The following is a 14065-nucleotide window of genomic DNA, read 5'->3' on the forward strand; positions in this document are numbered from 1 at the left end:
CTGGCGGATCCATTCCAGCAAGAGGTATCCGCGCTGGTGACGCACGAGATCGGCGAAGTTTCGGGCGAGGTCGCAGGCTCGGGTGATGTCCGGGCAGGCGAGGCGGACTTCGAGAAGTCGTTGGTCCGACGGCCCGCAGCCACTGCCGGGTACCGAGACTGGAGCGCTGGTAACGCTCACTCAGCCCCTCGACCTGCTCGACGAAGGTCCGCCTCCGGCACGATGCCCGGTCGCAGAAGAAGCGCCGCACCCGCAGCCTGATCTGCAACTTCTTCCCAGTTAACGGCCGCTCTGCCAGACCGCGCTCGTAGCTGGAGTGCACCCGCTGGGCTCTGGACCGGCAACCGGGACATCTCGGCGGCGGACAACATGCCACCGCCGACACCGACAACACCTCCATCACCGGCACGGTACCGCCCACACGATGGCCTCGGGCCGGTGCCGCGCCCCCCTCTCACCGGAACCGTCGCAAGGACGCCAAGTCGTCCTTGCCCACGACACCGGTGTGGGGAAGGGGTGGGGCATGCCGGATAAGCGCCCGCGGGGCTACCAGCCCGTCTGGCGGCCCCGCCCGCCCACGTGGCTCTGCTGGCCTCGGTCGGCCTGGTCCTGGACCGGTATGCCGATCTGCTCCCGGTCTCGCTGCGCCAGTGTTTGTGCGCCCTGGTCTCCGGCGGGGCACTGGAGAAGACCGAGCGCGCGTACAAGCGGCTGGGGGAGGTGGTGGGGATGGGCCGCCGCTCGGGGCGGATCGCGTGGGAGGCGATCCGTGACGACTCCGGCACCTGCCTTCAGCCGCCGCCCGCGTTCACCGGCGAGGCCGACTTCCGCACCCGGATCGCAGCGCCGCCGCGGCGTACCGTCGTGACCGCCAGGAGGGCCAGGCGCAGGTGCTGGAGCTGTGGTGCGAGAGCGCGGGTACGACCGTCCAGCTCGCCCGGATCGCCGATCCTTACGGCCTGATCGTCCGCTCCGGCGGCGGCTTCGACTCCCTGTCCGGCAAGCACGAGGCCGCCCTGCGTGCCGCCTCCTTCCGCCTCCCGCTGGTCACCTTGCACTGCGGCGATCTGGACCCCTCCGGCGTGCACGTGCCGTGCGCGCTGGCGGAGGACGTCGCGGCGTTCGCCGCTGTCCACGGCGGGCGTACCGAGCTGGTCCGCGTCGCGGTCACCGAGGACCAGGTCGACCGCTTCCGTCTGCCGACGGCGCCGGCCAAGCCCACCGGCCTCCGCTCCTTCACCGCGCCCGCCACCACCCAGCTCGAAGCCCTCTCACCCGACATCCTCGCCCGCCTTGTCCGTACCGCGATCGAGGAACGCCTCGACCTCGCCGTCTACGAGGAAGTCCTGGAGCGGGAGGCAGCGGAACGGGACGGGCTGCTGCGCGCCTTGGAACCGTAGGTGCCCGGGGCCGGGGTAACCGGCCGGGTAACCGGGCCGTCTCCGCTGCCGATCCCCCTGTTGTTTCCCCTGTGGTGCGGTCGCCGGGGTCGGGCCGGTACCCGCAGGCCAGCCCCCGGGTAACCGACTCCGACACCCCTCTGTACGCAATGGCTCCGGCTCTGGGGAACAGTGCTCCAGGGTGCGAGGGGCAGCCGCGGGGAGTGGTCAGGCCGGGCCGACGGGACCGGGCCGCGACCGGTCCGATGACCGACATGTCCACCGACCAGAGCACCGACACGACCACCGACCAGGCACCGACACGGACTGACCGGCGTGCCGGTCCCGTGCCGGTGGTTGTCGGTGCCTGGTCGGTGCGGATGTCGGTCATCGTGTCGGTGCCTGCGGGCGCCTGGCGTCGTTGGACAGGCTGGTCGTGTGCGGCTGACCTCCTCCCCCCGAGGCCGCGCATGCTTCCTCGGCCCCGGGGCCGCACCGCCCGGGGCCGCACCTTCTACCAGACCGGCGGACGGGCAGGGCGGGAATCGGGGCCGTCGGTCAACGCCTGTACGGCGGTGAGTAGGGTCCCCTTCAGCCCGCGCCGGCATGGGTGCGTCGGGTCAGGCCCGGTGCCCACAGTCCGTGACGGTCTTCGGGGGCAGTACCACCGGGCCGCCCTTTCCCTCCTCACCGCCTCGGGCCCGAAGACCAGCCGGACGCCGGGGCAGCTCGGCGGGCGCGATCACTGGGCACGCCTGAGCCTGTGGGCAAGCCCGGGGCGTTGGTGGGCAAGCCTTCCCCGAGCAGGCTTGCCCACGTCCACCCCGGCCACCAGGCCCAGGTGCTGCTCCAGGCCTGGCGGGGACGACATCGCCGACCCGGGCAAGAAGCGGGGCGTGGTCGACTCGGCGCCGTGTCTGCACTATCCGGCCAGAGGTCAGAGCTGGCCTCCACCCGCCCGTCCCGTCTGGGCAAGCCCTCCCCGCCGAAGGTCATATCGGCCCTTCGGAGGGCTGTACCGGAGACAGGCTGGAGGGTTGTTTTTACGGGTGCACCGGGCGGGGGACCGTAGGTAGGACCGGAAGTGGGACCCCCCGAATCCGGTGATCTTCCGTTTGTGCAGGTCAGGGGCCGTGGGCAAGCCCCTCCCGGGCGACGACACCTCTTTTATCCGCGATAGCCGGAGAAGAGGTGAGTCCGTGTCCGGGGCGAGGCGGGCCGCTGTTCTGCCCGGCCGGGCCGGGCGTCACAGCCAGAGGGCGAAGTGCTCCGCCGCGCTGCACTCCTTGCACACCCGCACGCCCGTACGTCCGAGGAGCGCAGCAGCTGAAGCACGGTGGAGGTCTCCAGCACGTTGTCGTTGCCCGCTGAGACCAGCGGGCACGCGTACACGTGCACGACCCGCTCCACCCGCGCCCGGCTCCGGCCCTCGCTCACGCGCACGTTCTCGATCCGCCAGCCGCGCGGCCGCCCGGCCTTCGGCGGCAGCCGGCGCGTGGGGACGTCGTCGTAGCTCACCCCGTCCGGGCGCCGGATCTGCTCGGGGGGCAGCCACACCAGGTACTCGGCGGCCGCCACCTCCCCCACCTTCAGGTTCGACCACACATCGAGGGCCACCTGGTCAGCCACGCCCCGCCGTCGGCCTGCTGGCGCGCGAGAAGGCGCCCGGTGACGTCCTGGCCGCCGGGCAGGATCACGACGACCGCCGGGCCGGGACTGCTGCTCACCCCCCCTCACCGTACGGTCTCCCGCGGCTCAGCCGAGCAGGGGGAGAGCCCGCAGTTGGGGGTCCGGTCTGGTGCTGGGTGTGTAGTTGTTGATCTACCCACTCAGGTCAGGCTGAGCGGGGTGGGGTGGGCGGTAAGGGAAGGGGGCTCACGCTGGCTGTCAGCGGGGGTGGATGCGAATTGCCACCTCGGTGGATACGGCGCATGCCGCCTGCCCGTGTCCACTCCTGCTGCGCCGCGGCCTGGCCCGCCTGCCTGGGCCGTGCTCGGGTGGTGCGCGGGGTTGTCACTTCGGCTGCGCGGTGTTGTCAGTTCGGCTGCACAGGGTTGTCAGTGACGTGGTTGCCGGGGGTGTCAGCGGTGGTATCGGGTCATCTGGCGGTGGAGTTGGCGGGCCACCGCCGCGGCGGAGCCTCCCATAACACCCTCCCTCCGGGCGGCAGACCGGGCCGACTGGTCGCGCTCCCGATTGCCTTCCTAGGATCCCTAGGTTAAAACTAGAGGTCCAAGGATCTAGGGAGGTGCATGGTGCGTGCCGGGCTGACGGCGGAGCGGGTGACGATCGCGGGTGCCGAGCTGGCGGACGAGGTCGGGCTCGATCAGGTGACCATGTCGCAGGTGGCGCGGCGGCTGGGTGTGAAGGACGCGAGCCTCTACACGCACGTCCGCAGCCTGGAGGACCTGCGCGGTCGGATCGCGCTGCTGGCGGCGGACGAGAAGACCATCCGCATCGCGGAGGCGACTGCCGGGCGGGCGGGCAAGGACGCGCTCTTCGCGTTTGCCAATTCCTGGCGGGAGTACGCCCGCAAGCATCCGGGCCGCTACATGGCAACGCAGACCCCGATCCAGATCGACCCCGAGCTGGCCGCAACAGCGCCCGGACCACGGCGCGCGGTCGAGCTGACCTACGGCATGCTGCGCGGCTACGGACTGGCCGAGCCGGACCTGACCGACGCGGTCCGGTTGCTGCGCAGCACCTTCCACGGGTTCGTCGCCCTGGAAGCGGCGGGCGGCTTCGCGCACAAGCGTTCGCCACAGCAGTCCTGGATCCGCGCGCTCGACGCCCTGCACACCCTCCTGGAGCACTGGCCCCCGTCCCGAGAAGGAGACTCCTCATGACCGACCCGACCATCGGCAGCCTGCGGGTCAACGGCGCGACCCTGCACTACGAAGTGCGAGGTCAGGGCCCGCTCCTGCTGCTGATCCCCGGAGGGACGGGCGGCGCGGCATCCTTCGACGGCATCGCCGACGACCTGGCCGCCCAATACACAGTCGCGACCTACGACCCGCGTGGCATGTCCCGCAGCACGCTGGAGGACCCCGACGCCGAGCAGCAAGTGGCCGAGCACGCCGATGACGCGTTGCGGATGCTGGAACTGCTGTCGCCTGGCGAGGCCGCCCGAGTATTCGGCGCCAGTTCGGGCGCGATCGCTGCCCTGCACCTGCTCACCGCCCACCCCGAACGCATCGCACGCGTTGTGGCGCACGAGCCGCCAGTAGTGGAGGTCCTGCCGGACGCGGCTGAACACCGCGCACTCATCGCACACGTGCAGGACACGTTCCGCACCCAAGGGCTCATGCCGGCGATGGCCGTGTTCGCTGCGGGCCTCAAGAAAGACGGCGACACCACCGAGCCGGAGGCCGAGCTCAAGCTTCCGCGCCAAGCAGCGGCGCGGGCCGAGCAGACGATGGCCAACCTGCCCTACTTCGTCGGGCGGATCGTGCCCAGCTTCATGTCCTACGCGCCGGACATCCGTCAGTTGAAGGGGTTGTCGGACCGACTCGTGATCGCCGGTGGTCAGGACTCACGCGGTGAGCTGCCCTACCGCTCGGCAGTCTGCCTGGCCGAGCGTCTCGGCACGGAGCTCCGGTACTTTCCCGGCGGGCACATCGGACTGACCACGCACCCCGCAGAGTTCGGCGAGCTCCTGCGCAAGGCCCTTGGAGCCTCGATCTGAAGCACGCGCGACCTGGTCAGCTCCGTCGGAGGCGGTCGAAGGAAATGACACGATCCTGAGACTCAACTCATCCGGCACTGTGTGAGACAGGAGGAAGAACAGCAGGTCACAGCATCGCCATATGACAGCTAACCGGAGAACCTACAAGAGGCGCTGTCCGGCCGCCTGACGGGCGATCAACCTCCCGGCGGTCCCTGGTTCCAGGGGAGTGGAGATCGTCCCGCAGGGAGCCGCACAGGCGATTTTGAGTCGGGGCCGGGCCGGACCAAGCCGTGCCGCCCTATGCAGCGCAAGGCTCGGGCCTCAGCCGGTACCGTCGGCAGGCTCGGTGAAGCGCAACCAGGCGCTCAGCGCCGCCTGCAGTTCGATCACCGAAGCCCGGTCCAGGATTTCGCCTGCCCGGCCGACATGCAGCCGCACGCCCTGCTCCGAGACGACCCAGCCGACCGGGAGATGCCGCGGCGAGCTGATGGTCGAGCCGTCAGCCAGCACCCGCAGCGCTGCCTCGACCCGCGCCGGAAGGACCTGCGGACGCGGGGCCCAGCTCAACGGCCGGCTCGGCAGTCCCAAGGCCTCACGGAACTGCTTGATCGCGGCATCGAGTGTCAGCGGCTTTGCCGGCGCCGCTCCGACGAATGCCCGCAGCAGTACACGGTCCTCCACCCGCTGTTCCTCAACCTCAAGGCGTACCGACACCGGGGAGATCAAGTTGCGGGTGTACCCCCGGGCCTTGTACTGGGCATGCTGCTCACGCAGCTTGGCAATGGGCCGCGCCAGAAGCCGCGCGTCCTCAGGCTCTGTGCCCCTGGACACCGCAGGCGACGAGTACGGCCTGGACAGCCGGGGGAGCTTTCCGTACAAGCCGTGGGAGCGGTGCAGAACCCCCGACTCGGTCACGAACACCGTCACCTGCCGAGCGCTCGTGTCATTCCCCAGCCGGACCCCCCCTACCAGCGTGCCGTTCACCCAAGCCCCCTGTACGTCGGCTCACCGCCCACGCTAGCGACCCAGAGCCCGCTCGCGGGGGCAAGATCCTGCAGCAGGGCTGGGCAGGGCGTAGCCGCGGTGATGATGGTCAGGACGTCGTCGACGAGCTGCTGCGGGTGGGTGGTCTTCAGCGAAGTGCTGGTCGACTTCCCGCGGCCGACGAAGACCATCGGCCTTGCTGACCCGGTCCATCACCGACACCAGCCAACACGCAACGACCCAGGTCAGAGCCACATCCAGTTCTGCAGCTGAAGATGAGGTTCGCCGCTCAGCTGACGACGGTGCGCTACCTCGGGGTGTTCCTGGACAACCCGACCGACGTGCCGGTGGAGGTCGCGGACTACCTGGCCGAGCAGCTGGACATCGAGGACGCCTCGGTGCTGGAGGAGTACGGCGAGCGGGAGAACACCCGACTCGACCACGTGCGTGAGCTGCGGTGGCTGTTGGAGTACCGGGAGTTCGCCGAGATCGAGCCGGAGCTGCGGGCGTGGGTGGACGCGCGGGCCTGGACGACCGGGGAGGGGCCGAAGACGCTGTTCGACGCCGCGGTGGGGTGGCTGCGCGAGCGGAGGGTGCTGCTGCCGGGGGTGACGACGCTGGCCCGGTTGGTGGCGTCGGTGCGGGAGACGGCGAACCAGCGGCTGCTTCTCGGCCGACTGCGGGCCGCCCGCCCGGCGGCCCTCCGCTTTGCCGGGCCCCGCCCGGACCCCGGGCGGCAGCGGCGCGAGGGCGGGGACACTCTTCCGTCCCGGCTGTGATTCACGTCACTGCCGGCGGCTCGGTGCAGCACTCGGCCCCGTTCCGCCGTCATGGGGGGCAGTGATCGGGACGGGATGAGGAGAGGAGGTCGGCGGGTGAGGTTTCGCAGGAGCGGTCCGGGCAACGGATTCGCGGAGTTCGTCGCACATCGGTCGGGAGCGTTGTTCCGCACCGCGTATGCGCTGACCGGTGACGTGCACGTGGCCGAGGATCTGGTGCAGGAGGCGCTGGAGCGGGCGTGCCGACATTGGCGGAAGGTCGCGGTGGCGGACTCGCCGGAGGCGTACGTGCGCAAAGTGCTGGTCAACCTGGCCAACGACCGCTGGCGGCGGCTGTCGCGCCGGGGCGAGCGCCCCGGGTTGTCGGGGGTGCCCGATTCGGCCGACCCCCGGGACCGGTTCGGGCAGGTGGATCTGCGCGCGGAACTGATCGAGGCACTGCTCGGGCTGCCGATGGGCATGCGCAGCGTGGTGGTCCTGTACTACCTGCACGATCTGGACGCCCGGCAGGTCGCCGACGTCCTGGACATCTCTTCGAGTGCGGTGAGATCCCAGCTCGCCCGCGGCCTGGCCAAGCTGCGCGATTCCGTATCGGGCGCCCAGGCGCCGCACACGCCGTCGTCCGCTTTCGGAGGTACGAAGTGAGGAACACGTCGTCCGGACCGGCCCCGTTCGAGCCGGGCCTCGAAGCCGAGCTGCGTGCCGCGGTGGCCTCCTTCGCCGACGGGCCGACGGCGCCGGTCGTCGACGCGGCCGCGATCGAGCGAGCCGTCAGCCGCAGCCGCACCCGCCGGGCGCTCCTCGGCACCGCTGCTGCGTGCTGCGTGCTGGCGTGCGCCACGGTGGGGTTCTTCGCGCTGAAGCCCGTGCCGCCCGCGCCCGGCGCCTCCCCGTCCCTGTCCCCAACGGTGAACGGGGCGTGCACCCCGGTCGCCACCGGCACCCCCAAGAGCGGAAGCGCCGATGCGACTCCGACACCGGAGCAGGAGCAGACCGCGGGAGAGGGCATCGCGCTGGCGGACCTGGCCGGCATGCCGGTCGAACAGGCCGGAAGCCTGCTGCGCGGACTCGGACTGAGCTGCACGATCATGCGGCACACGGACTGGAACGTTCCCGCCGGGCAGGTGATCAGCAGTCAGCCCCGGGGCGGCGCAGAACGGGTGGCACCGGGCTCGTCCGTCCTCCTGCTGGTCTCGACGGGCAAACCCGGCAGAACCTGAGCGACCGGGCCCTTCGGCCCGCGCACCGGCCGAGTGACCCAGGGGCCGGTGCCGGGCAGTCCGTCGACCGCGGCGCACCGGCTGGACGCCCGCCCCTCCGGGCCGCTGCTGGACTTCGCTCCCGCCGGGCGGGCAACGATCTTGATTTCGGGTCCGCCTGGCGGGCCGGGAACGCACGAAGGCCCCCGCTCCAGCCGGATGATCCGGTGGGGCGAGGGCCTTGGATGATGCGTCTGGTCCTACTGCCGATCAGTCATGATCGTGCGGAGTGGTTCTGGGGGCCACGTCCATGTCCGGGTGGTACCGGTAGACGATGGTGATCCCTCGGCCGCCGGTCTGCTCCGGCAGTACGCCGATCGTGTACGACTGGGAGTAGGGGTCGGCGTCCGGCAGTCCACGGGCGCGGTCGGGGGTCGGGTTCTCTTCGAGGGAGGCGCGCACCGACCTGACGGCCGCTCCCTCGCTCGCGCTCAGGTCGCCGCGAAGCACCTTCTCGGCGGCGTCGCTGTAGAACGCCTGGGTCAACGCCTCGCCGCCTCTGCCATCTTGCGGCGCAGTTTCGGCTGCGGGGCGGGGTTGTCAGTGGTGGTGGCGATGATCTGACGGTGACTGAGACGATCATCAAAGCTTTCCGGTACGCCCTGGACCCCACCCCAGTTGCGCGGGGGGCCGTTGGACGGGTGGCTGCTGGACGTGACCCGGGCGGAGCCGGCCGACCGCGCCGAGGGCGCGTTCCTGATCAGCGAGCACGGCCGGTACGGGCCGGGCGGGCGCTCGGACTACGCCCCCGACGCCCCCGATGACGCGGTGTGGGTGTGGCGCGGCGACTACCCCTGACCTGACACCCCCGGGTGGGGCGCTGGTCGCCGGGTGGTCGAACTCCCGGCGCGCGCAGGGTGGTTGGGGGCATGGTCGGGGGATGAATCTTCCTTCCCTCCCAGGAGTGGTGCGCCATCCGGTCCGTGAGGTGCGTCGGTGGCGGTACCAGCGTGCGCTGTTGACGGCTTTGGACAAGCGGCGTGGGCGTGCGCGGCGGGCGGCTCTCTGGCGGCGCTGGGGCCTGGCCCTGGGCGTCGTCCTCCTCGGTCTGGTACTGCTGGCGGCTTGCCGTTGCTGATCTGGCAGGGCCCGCGCTGGTTCGACGGGAAGTACCTGGACGACGCCGAACTCCGCAAGGGCTCCGCCGCCCTGGTCACCGGCCTGCGGACGTCTCTGGTGGCGCTGGTGGCCGCGCTCGGCGCCGGGGTCGCGCTGCTGTACACCGCCCGCACCTACCGCCTCACCCGGCGCGGGCAGATCACCGACCGGTTCACCAAAGCCCTCGAACGCCTCGGCTCGGACCAGGAGTACGTCCGCATCGGCGGCATCCTCGCCCTGGAACAGATCGTGCAGGACGCGCCCGAGCAGGCCGCCACCGACGCTGCCCGCGTCCTGGGCCACTTCCTGCGCGCCCAGGCCCCCCGGCGCGCTCTGTGGCGATCGGGCCCCTGCCGGAAGACGAATCCGATCAGACGCACCCCGAGGAGCCGGCCGGGGACGTCCAAGCCGCGCTCACCGCCCTGACCCGGGCCGAATCCCGCACCCACGTCGACCAACGCGAACCACTCGACCTGTCCGGGCTCCACCTGGCCGGAGCCAACCTGAGGGACGTCGACCTCACCGCCGCCTACCTGGTGGGTGCGACGCTGATGGACGCCTACCTGGTGGGTGCGACGCTGACCCGCGGTTACCTGGTGGGTGCGACGCTGATGGACGCCTACCTGGTGGGTGCGACGCTGACGGGCGCTTACCTGCGGGGTGCGACGCTGACGCGAGCCAACCTGGAGGACGCGACGCTGGCGGGCGCCAACCTGTTGGGTGCGACGCTGACGCGAGCCAACCTGGAGGACGCGACGCTGACGGGCGCATTCGGTGTGTCCGTGGGGCAGATCCTGGCCGCCCGTACGGACGAGGAGACGGTTCTGCCCGGGTGGCTCTATCCCTTGGTGGGTCCGGCCATGGCGAGGGAGTGAGCGGTCAGTATGGGATCGCGTGCCGGGCCCGGGCATGTATGTGGCCGGTTCCCTCAGTCCGTCCCGCGTGCGGGGTGAGTGGCACGAGGACGGGCCGGACCGGACGCCCGGTCCGGCCGGGGCACGGGCGGACGCCCTTCCTGTAATCCGGCCATGGTGACCATCTACCGCATGTGATCATCAGGCTTGACCCTGCAGAGTCGAGGGCAGGGGAGAGGGAGCAGCCGCTTTCAGGAGCTGAGGGCCAGCGGTGCCCGTGACCACGTCCTCGCAGCCAGGACACCCTCGACCGCGCCCCGGACCTCGTCCGGGGCGCGCCGCCAGTCTCCGGCGGCCATCACCACGCGGATCAGGACCTTCCACAAGGCCGCGACGAGGACCCGGCTGACCTGCTCGCGCCCGAGCTCGACGAGGAGTTCGCGCGACGCGGTCCGCGCGGTCTCTTCCATGCCGTCCGCCAGTGCCCGCCCGCTCGCCGCCCGCCGCCGCTCCTGGACGTCAGCACCCGGCGCCGTGGCACGCAGCAGCGCGCACTGCAGCAGCACCCAGTCAGTGACCACACCGACCAGCCGCACCCCCGGCACCTCACCTGCTGCCATACCCCACAGCATGTCCGCCCCGCGCCCCGCCGATGCAGCAGTCCAGCCCCTTTGGCTACTTTCCACCCCTGCCGCGCCCCACGACCCCCACCCGCCCTACAACGCCACGCCCCACCCCTGGCCGGCGTCCTCCAGCCACCGCAGGTCCAGGCCCTCGCTCTGCCACCAAGCGCGCAGCCTGAACCGGCTGCCGACCCCGGACAGCCGCTCCAGGACGAACAGGCTGACGGGGTAGCCGAACACCTCGTACCGGCCCGAGCCCGCGATCGCGGAGGCGGGCCCGTAGTCGGCGAACAGCCGCTGAAGCCGCTCCTCATGCCGTGCAGCGAAGGCTTCCAGCACCCCCGCGTACCCGGCCCGCTCAGAGGGATGAACCGACGCCCACAGCACCGGCAGCAGCAGCTCGTCCAGCCGGTCCTCACCCCGCCCCTCCCACCGGGCACGCTCGACGGGATTGAGGAAAACGTGCGCAGCCACGGCCACCGCCCACGCGTCCCACGCGGCCCCGGTCCGTACCTCCACCAGCGCCCGCGCCATCGCGCTGTCCCCCTCCTCCGGCTCCCGCCTGCTCATGCCGCGCCTCCCGCCCAGGGCACGCCCAACGCCGCCAGCTCAGCACGCCGCTGCTCGCTGAGCTTGGCGGCCCGGCGCCGGGTGTTGTCCAGCCACTGGCCCAGCTTGATGGCGACCAGGTCGTCAGCTCCGCCTGCTTCCCCGTCCCCGGGCCCGCCCGCGTCGGCCCCGCTGCCGACAAGGTGTTCGACGTGCTTGCGGGGCACCTTCAGATGCCCCTCCCTGGCGTGGAACTGCCGGGCCGCGGCCAGGTTCCGCGCCCACGCCGCCTCCGGCCCCCGCAACACCCCTACGGGCTCTTCCACGGCCTCGGTGGGCTCCAGGCCGAGGAAGGTCTCCAGCAGGTACTGCTGCGCCCTCTGAAGCCCGTCCCAGCCGTTCTGCTGCGCGCGTACCCACCGTCCGAGGTCCACGCCCTGGACCACGACCTCACCCGCAGCCGCCGGGAGGCTGCCGCCCGCAGCCAGCCGGTTCTGCACCAGCCGGAAACTGCTGGTCTGCAGGGGAGTGTCAGTTGGACGTCGTCATTTAGGTGTCAGTGGCGCAAGCCTGGTGACCTGGCGGTTGGCGCTGACGCGCGGTGCTCATCTGCTACTGACATGACTGACGATGGGGCATGTCGTTCTCGTGCAGACTGCTATAGCGGTTGCTGGGTTTGCGCTGGTCAGTGGCGTTATCTGCCCGGAGTGTCGGAGTCCGGCCAGAGCGCCGCGACGCGTTCCTCCATGGAGGAGATGAGGATCCGTTCCGGACGGCCTGCGAAGAGGTAGAAGAGTGATTCCGGAACGTAGCCCGGGCGGCGGAACCAGTTGCGGACCTGTTCGCCGCGTCCCTGATCATCTGCGATCTCGCCGAGGACTTGTTCGGTGTCCTGGTAGATGTGGGCACCGCGCAGCCGCCCGGCCGATCTGCTGATCATGAATTCCTGTAGTGGGGCCAGCCCGCCACCCGGGCCGGGGGTCCGTCCCCAACTGCTGAGCGACGGTGTGGACATGAGGATGTCGTTGACGGTGTTAGTGGTCTGGGTGTGATGCCACACCTCCAACAGTGTGGCGTGACGTCCTTGGTTGATGAGATGGTCGGCGAGATTGGTCAGCAGGCGGCCGGTCAGCATCATGTTGCGGCGCACGTCCACGGGCACTTGCGTGCCCAGTACGGCCAGTGCGCCCTCGCGCAGCAGGAGATCGGCGATGGAGACGGCGCTGGATCCCCGGGGAGCGACGTGACATGCGCTGAGTACGATGACGGGTGGAGTGTGCCGCAGGCCGAGTTCGACGTGCGGTTCGTCGCCGATGACGATGGCCGCCGTGTTGGCAACGAGGGTGCCGTGCGCGCTGATGATCAGCAGGTCAGGTGTGTGCTCGCTGACGGCCTCGCGCAGGGCATCCAGGGAGAGCGTCTGCACCGCGTGGATACTCAGCCCTTCGACGTCTTTCAGGGTGTCCTGAGTGATCCGCCAACCGTCTCGTGAGATTCGGCCCACCGGGTCGCTGGCGGGGATGCACTCCGCCACCAGGACACGGATGCGGTTCTTCCACTCGACACCGACGGCGACGGCACCGGCCTTCTGCACGGTGCGGGTCAGCGGCAGCAGCGGCTCGTACGTCAGGGGCAGGCGCGCCGCCAGCGGGGCGGTGTCGCCCGGCAGGGTGGCAAGGCCCAGAGGGAAGTTGGAGAGCACCGTGAGCATCGACGCCCGGCTGATGGCCTCCATCACCGGTTCGGTGAACAAGGGCCTGACGACAGCGTTGAGGCGGCTGAGCAGTTTCTCCACCGAGCGGGGGCGGTCCGCGGCAGAGTCCCGGAAGTGCTTTTCCAGGTCGGCCAGCAGCGTGAACGCGCTGGGGGGAACGGAATGCATCATCAGTCCCAGGCTGTCGTTGGCGACGGCCCGGTGGGTCAGCGTGTACTCGATGGCCGCCCGTTCGACGTGGGCATCATCGCGTTCACCGATCTCGGTCGACCAGGTGTCGCCGGCGTCCAGGGCCGCGAGCGGGCGGACGCGGGCTTTGCGCAGCTGAGGGGGGTAGGCGCCGCGTATGTATGCGGGGGCGACCCCAGGCAGCGCCAGAGCAACCGGCAGCCGTAGTCGTGCCTTCTCCTCAACGACCGTCTGTCCAAAGACCGGTTCGGCTTCTTCGATAGTCAGTCCCTGACGCTCCAGTCGGGCGGTGGCCGCGACGAGCGTGTGCCCCTGCAGGGTGCGATGAAGCAGCGTACGTGGTTCCTCATCGGCGGGCGCATCGATGTCCCAGCCCATCCGGCGAGCCATGAGACGCCAGGGCAGGTCCAACGCGGCCAGGTCCAGGCGGTGGCTGAGATTGACCTTCCTCGCCAGCGGAGGGACGTCGGGGTATACGCGCTCCTGGATGGCCTGCCAGTGTTCTTCGAGACTCGCGTCGCCCAGAGATGAGAAGGAGGTGACGGGGAGTTCGACGCCCAGCGCGACCGCTCCCCGTGCGGTCCGCTCGACGAGCTCGTCCGGGCACAACGCCAGCATCGGCCGCCACCACGGGGCCAGAGCCAGGCTGTCGAGCGCGGTGACGGGAACGGGCATCACGTGATGTCCCATCGCCAGCTGCTGCAGGCCCTTCAGCCTCCACGCTTCAAGGTCGACCAGGTCTCCTCGTGACTGCGGCAGATGCAGGCAGTACCACAACCCGGGCAACGCCCGGGCCACGTCGCGTGCCAGTGCGTGAGGGATGGCGAATTGATCGGGGTCCTCAAACGGTGCGTCGATGACCGGCGAGATCTCTGAGGGAGCCGTGCCGTCCTCCGGGTCGAACACCACGAGGTAGAGCAGATGTCTGCCAGCATTTGGGGGTTGAGGGGCTGGTGTCGTCACTCCTAGA

General features: G+C 70.5%; 17 protein-coding genes and 2 pseudogenes. 9 read left to right on the forward strand and 10 right to left on the reverse strand.

The annotated features are described in order from the left end of the window. Together ABT160_RS44340 and ABT160_RS44345 are read right to left on the reverse strand one after the other, a co-directional pair. A partial coding sequence (locus ABT160_RS44340; RefSeq protein WP_351655376.1) for a hypothetical protein occupies nt 1–180 on the reverse strand: 180 nt, incomplete at its 3' end. A 61-nt stretch (nt 181–241) separates the two neighbouring features. Next, nucleotides 242–400 (reverse strand): annotated as a pseudogene (locus ABT160_RS44345) (transposase family protein); the annotation flags it as partial. 490 nt (nt 401–890) lie between these two features. Between ABT160_RS44345 and ABT160_RS44350 the strand changes: the two are divergent. After that, entirely contained in the window at nt 891–1400 is a 510-nt protein-coding gene (locus ABT160_RS44350; protein WP_351655333.1) for a hypothetical protein, read from the forward strand. A 1146-nt stretch (nt 1401–2546) separates the two neighbouring features. Here the strand turns inward: ABT160_RS44350 and ABT160_RS44355 are convergent. After that, complete coding sequence (locus ABT160_RS44355; protein ID WP_351655336.1) at nt 2547–3008, reverse strand: hypothetical protein; 462 nt, start codon at nt 3006–3008, stop codon at nt 2547–2549. Further along, nucleotides 2969–3106, reverse strand: coding sequence for a hypothetical protein (locus ABT160_RS44360; RefSeq protein WP_351655339.1), 138 nt, complete (start codon nt 3104–3106; stop codon nt 2969–2971). Before ABT160_RS44360 ends, ABT160_RS44355 begins: the two co-directional genes overlap by 40 nt. A gap of 525 nt (nt 3107–3631) precedes the next feature. On the opposite strand from ABT160_RS44360, the gene ABT160_RS44365 reads away from it, so the two are divergent. Then, nucleotides 3632–4225, forward strand: a complete 594-nt coding sequence (locus ABT160_RS44365) for a TetR/AcrR family transcriptional regulator (RefSeq protein ID WP_351655341.1) — start codon at nt 3632–3634, stop codon at nt 4223–4225. Then, on the forward strand, nt 4222–5064 hold the full coding sequence (locus ABT160_RS44370; protein ID WP_351655344.1) for an alpha/beta fold hydrolase: 843 nt from the start codon (nt 4222–4224) through the stop codon (nt 5062–5064). Before ABT160_RS44365 ends, ABT160_RS44370 begins: the two co-directional genes overlap by 4 nt. Before the next feature lie 303 nt (nt 5065–5367). On the opposite strand, the gene ABT160_RS44375 is transcribed toward ABT160_RS44370, so the two are convergent. Next, the gene (locus tag ABT160_RS44375) at nt 5368–6030 is read right to left on the reverse strand and encodes a hypothetical protein (RefSeq protein WP_351655347.1); all 663 of its coding nucleotides are present in this window, start codon (nt 6028–6030) and stop codon (nt 5368–5370) included. A gap of 272 nt (nt 6031–6302) precedes the next feature. On the opposite strand from ABT160_RS44375, the pseudogene ABT160_RS44380 reads away from it, so the two are divergent. The 3 genes and pseudogenes from ABT160_RS44380 to ABT160_RS44390 all read left to right on the forward strand — a co-directional run. Beyond that, nucleotides 6303–6734 (forward strand): annotated as a pseudogene (locus ABT160_RS44380) (DUF4158 domain-containing protein); the annotation flags it as partial. Nucleotides 6735–6905: 171 nt separating this feature from the next. Next, a complete protein-coding gene (locus ABT160_RS44385) occupies nt 6906–7454 on the forward strand; it encodes a SigE family RNA polymerase sigma factor (RefSeq protein WP_351655350.1) in 549 nt (182 codons plus the stop codon). Then, the gene (locus ABT160_RS44390; protein WP_351655352.1) at nt 7451–8029 is read left to right on the forward strand and encodes a PASTA domain-containing protein; all 579 of its coding nucleotides are present in this window, start codon (nt 7451–7453) and stop codon (nt 8027–8029) included. Before ABT160_RS44385 ends, ABT160_RS44390 begins: the two co-directional genes overlap by 4 nt. A 249-nt stretch (nt 8030–8278) precedes the next feature. Here ABT160_RS44390 and ABT160_RS44395 read toward each other — a convergent pair whose 3' ends face one another. Next, entirely contained in the window at nt 8279–8554 is a 276-nt protein-coding gene (locus tag ABT160_RS44395) for a hypothetical protein (RefSeq protein WP_351655354.1), read from the reverse strand. 147 nt (nt 8555–8701) lie between these two features. Here ABT160_RS44395 and ABT160_RS44400 point away from each other — a divergent pair, with 147 nt between their 5' ends. The 3 genes from ABT160_RS44400 (at nt 8702) to ABT160_RS44410 (ending at nt 10041) form a co-directional block, all read left to right on the forward strand. Beyond that, nucleotides 8702–8866: a hypothetical protein gene (locus ABT160_RS44400; protein ID WP_351655357.1), complete on the forward strand. Its 165-nt coding sequence runs from the start codon at nt 8702–8704 to the stop codon at nt 8864–8866. A 267-nt stretch (nt 8867–9133) separates the two neighbouring features. Beyond that, a complete protein-coding gene (locus ABT160_RS44405; RefSeq protein ID WP_351655359.1) occupies nt 9134–9592 on the forward strand; it encodes a hypothetical protein in 459 nt (152 codons plus the stop codon). After that, complete coding sequence (locus ABT160_RS44410; RefSeq protein WP_351655362.1) at nt 9502–10041, forward strand: pentapeptide repeat-containing protein; 540 nt, start codon at nt 9502–9504, stop codon at nt 10039–10041. Before ABT160_RS44405 ends, ABT160_RS44410 begins: the two co-directional genes overlap by 91 nt. Nucleotides 10042–10271: 230 nt before the next feature. Here ABT160_RS44410 and ABT160_RS44415 read toward each other — a convergent pair whose 3' ends face one another. From ABT160_RS44415 to ABT160_RS44430, 4 genes are all read right to left on the reverse strand, one after another. Next, nucleotides 10272–10640, reverse strand: coding sequence for a hypothetical protein (locus tag ABT160_RS44415; protein WP_351655365.1), 369 nt, complete (start codon nt 10638–10640; stop codon nt 10272–10274). 96 nt (nt 10641–10736) lie between these two features. Further along, entirely contained in the window at nt 10737–11213 is a 477-nt protein-coding gene (locus tag ABT160_RS44420; RefSeq protein WP_351655367.1) for a hypothetical protein, read from the reverse strand. Then, entirely contained in the window at nt 11210–11692 is a 483-nt protein-coding gene (locus tag ABT160_RS44425; RefSeq protein ID WP_351655370.1) for a helicase associated domain-containing protein, read from the reverse strand. Before ABT160_RS44425 ends, ABT160_RS44420 begins: the two co-directional genes overlap by 4 nt. A gap of 194 nt (nt 11693–11886) precedes the next feature. Beyond that, nucleotides 11887–14004, reverse strand: a complete 2118-nt coding sequence (locus ABT160_RS44430; protein WP_351655373.1) for a CHAT domain-containing protein — start codon at nt 14002–14004, stop codon at nt 11887–11889. Nucleotides 14005–14065: the final 61 nt, after the last annotated feature.

Origin of the sequence: Streptomyces sp. NPDC001941 (assembly GCF_040296945.1) — a bacterium.
Lineage (GTDB): Bacteria > Actinomycetota > Actinomycetes > Streptomycetales > Streptomycetaceae > Streptomyces.

What these genes read in the sequence shown, in the direction of transcription:
- ABT160_RS44420 (WP_351655367.1), bottom strand. Translation starts at nt 11,213, where the DNA reads ATGAGCAGGCGGGAGCCGGAGGAGGGGGACAGCGCGATGGCGCGGGCG.
- ABT160_RS44415 (WP_351655365.1), bottom strand. Translation starts at nt 10,640, where the DNA reads ATGGCAGCAGGTGAGGTGCCGGGGGTGCGGCTGGTCGGTGTGGTCACT.
- ABT160_RS44365 (WP_351655341.1), top strand. Translation starts at nt 3,632, where the DNA reads ATGGTGCGTGCCGGGCTGACGGCGGAGCGGGTGACGATCGCGGGTGCC.
- ABT160_RS44370 (WP_351655344.1), top strand. Translation starts at nt 4,222, where the DNA reads ATGACCGACCCGACCATCGGCAGCCTGCGGGTCAACGGCGCGACCCTG.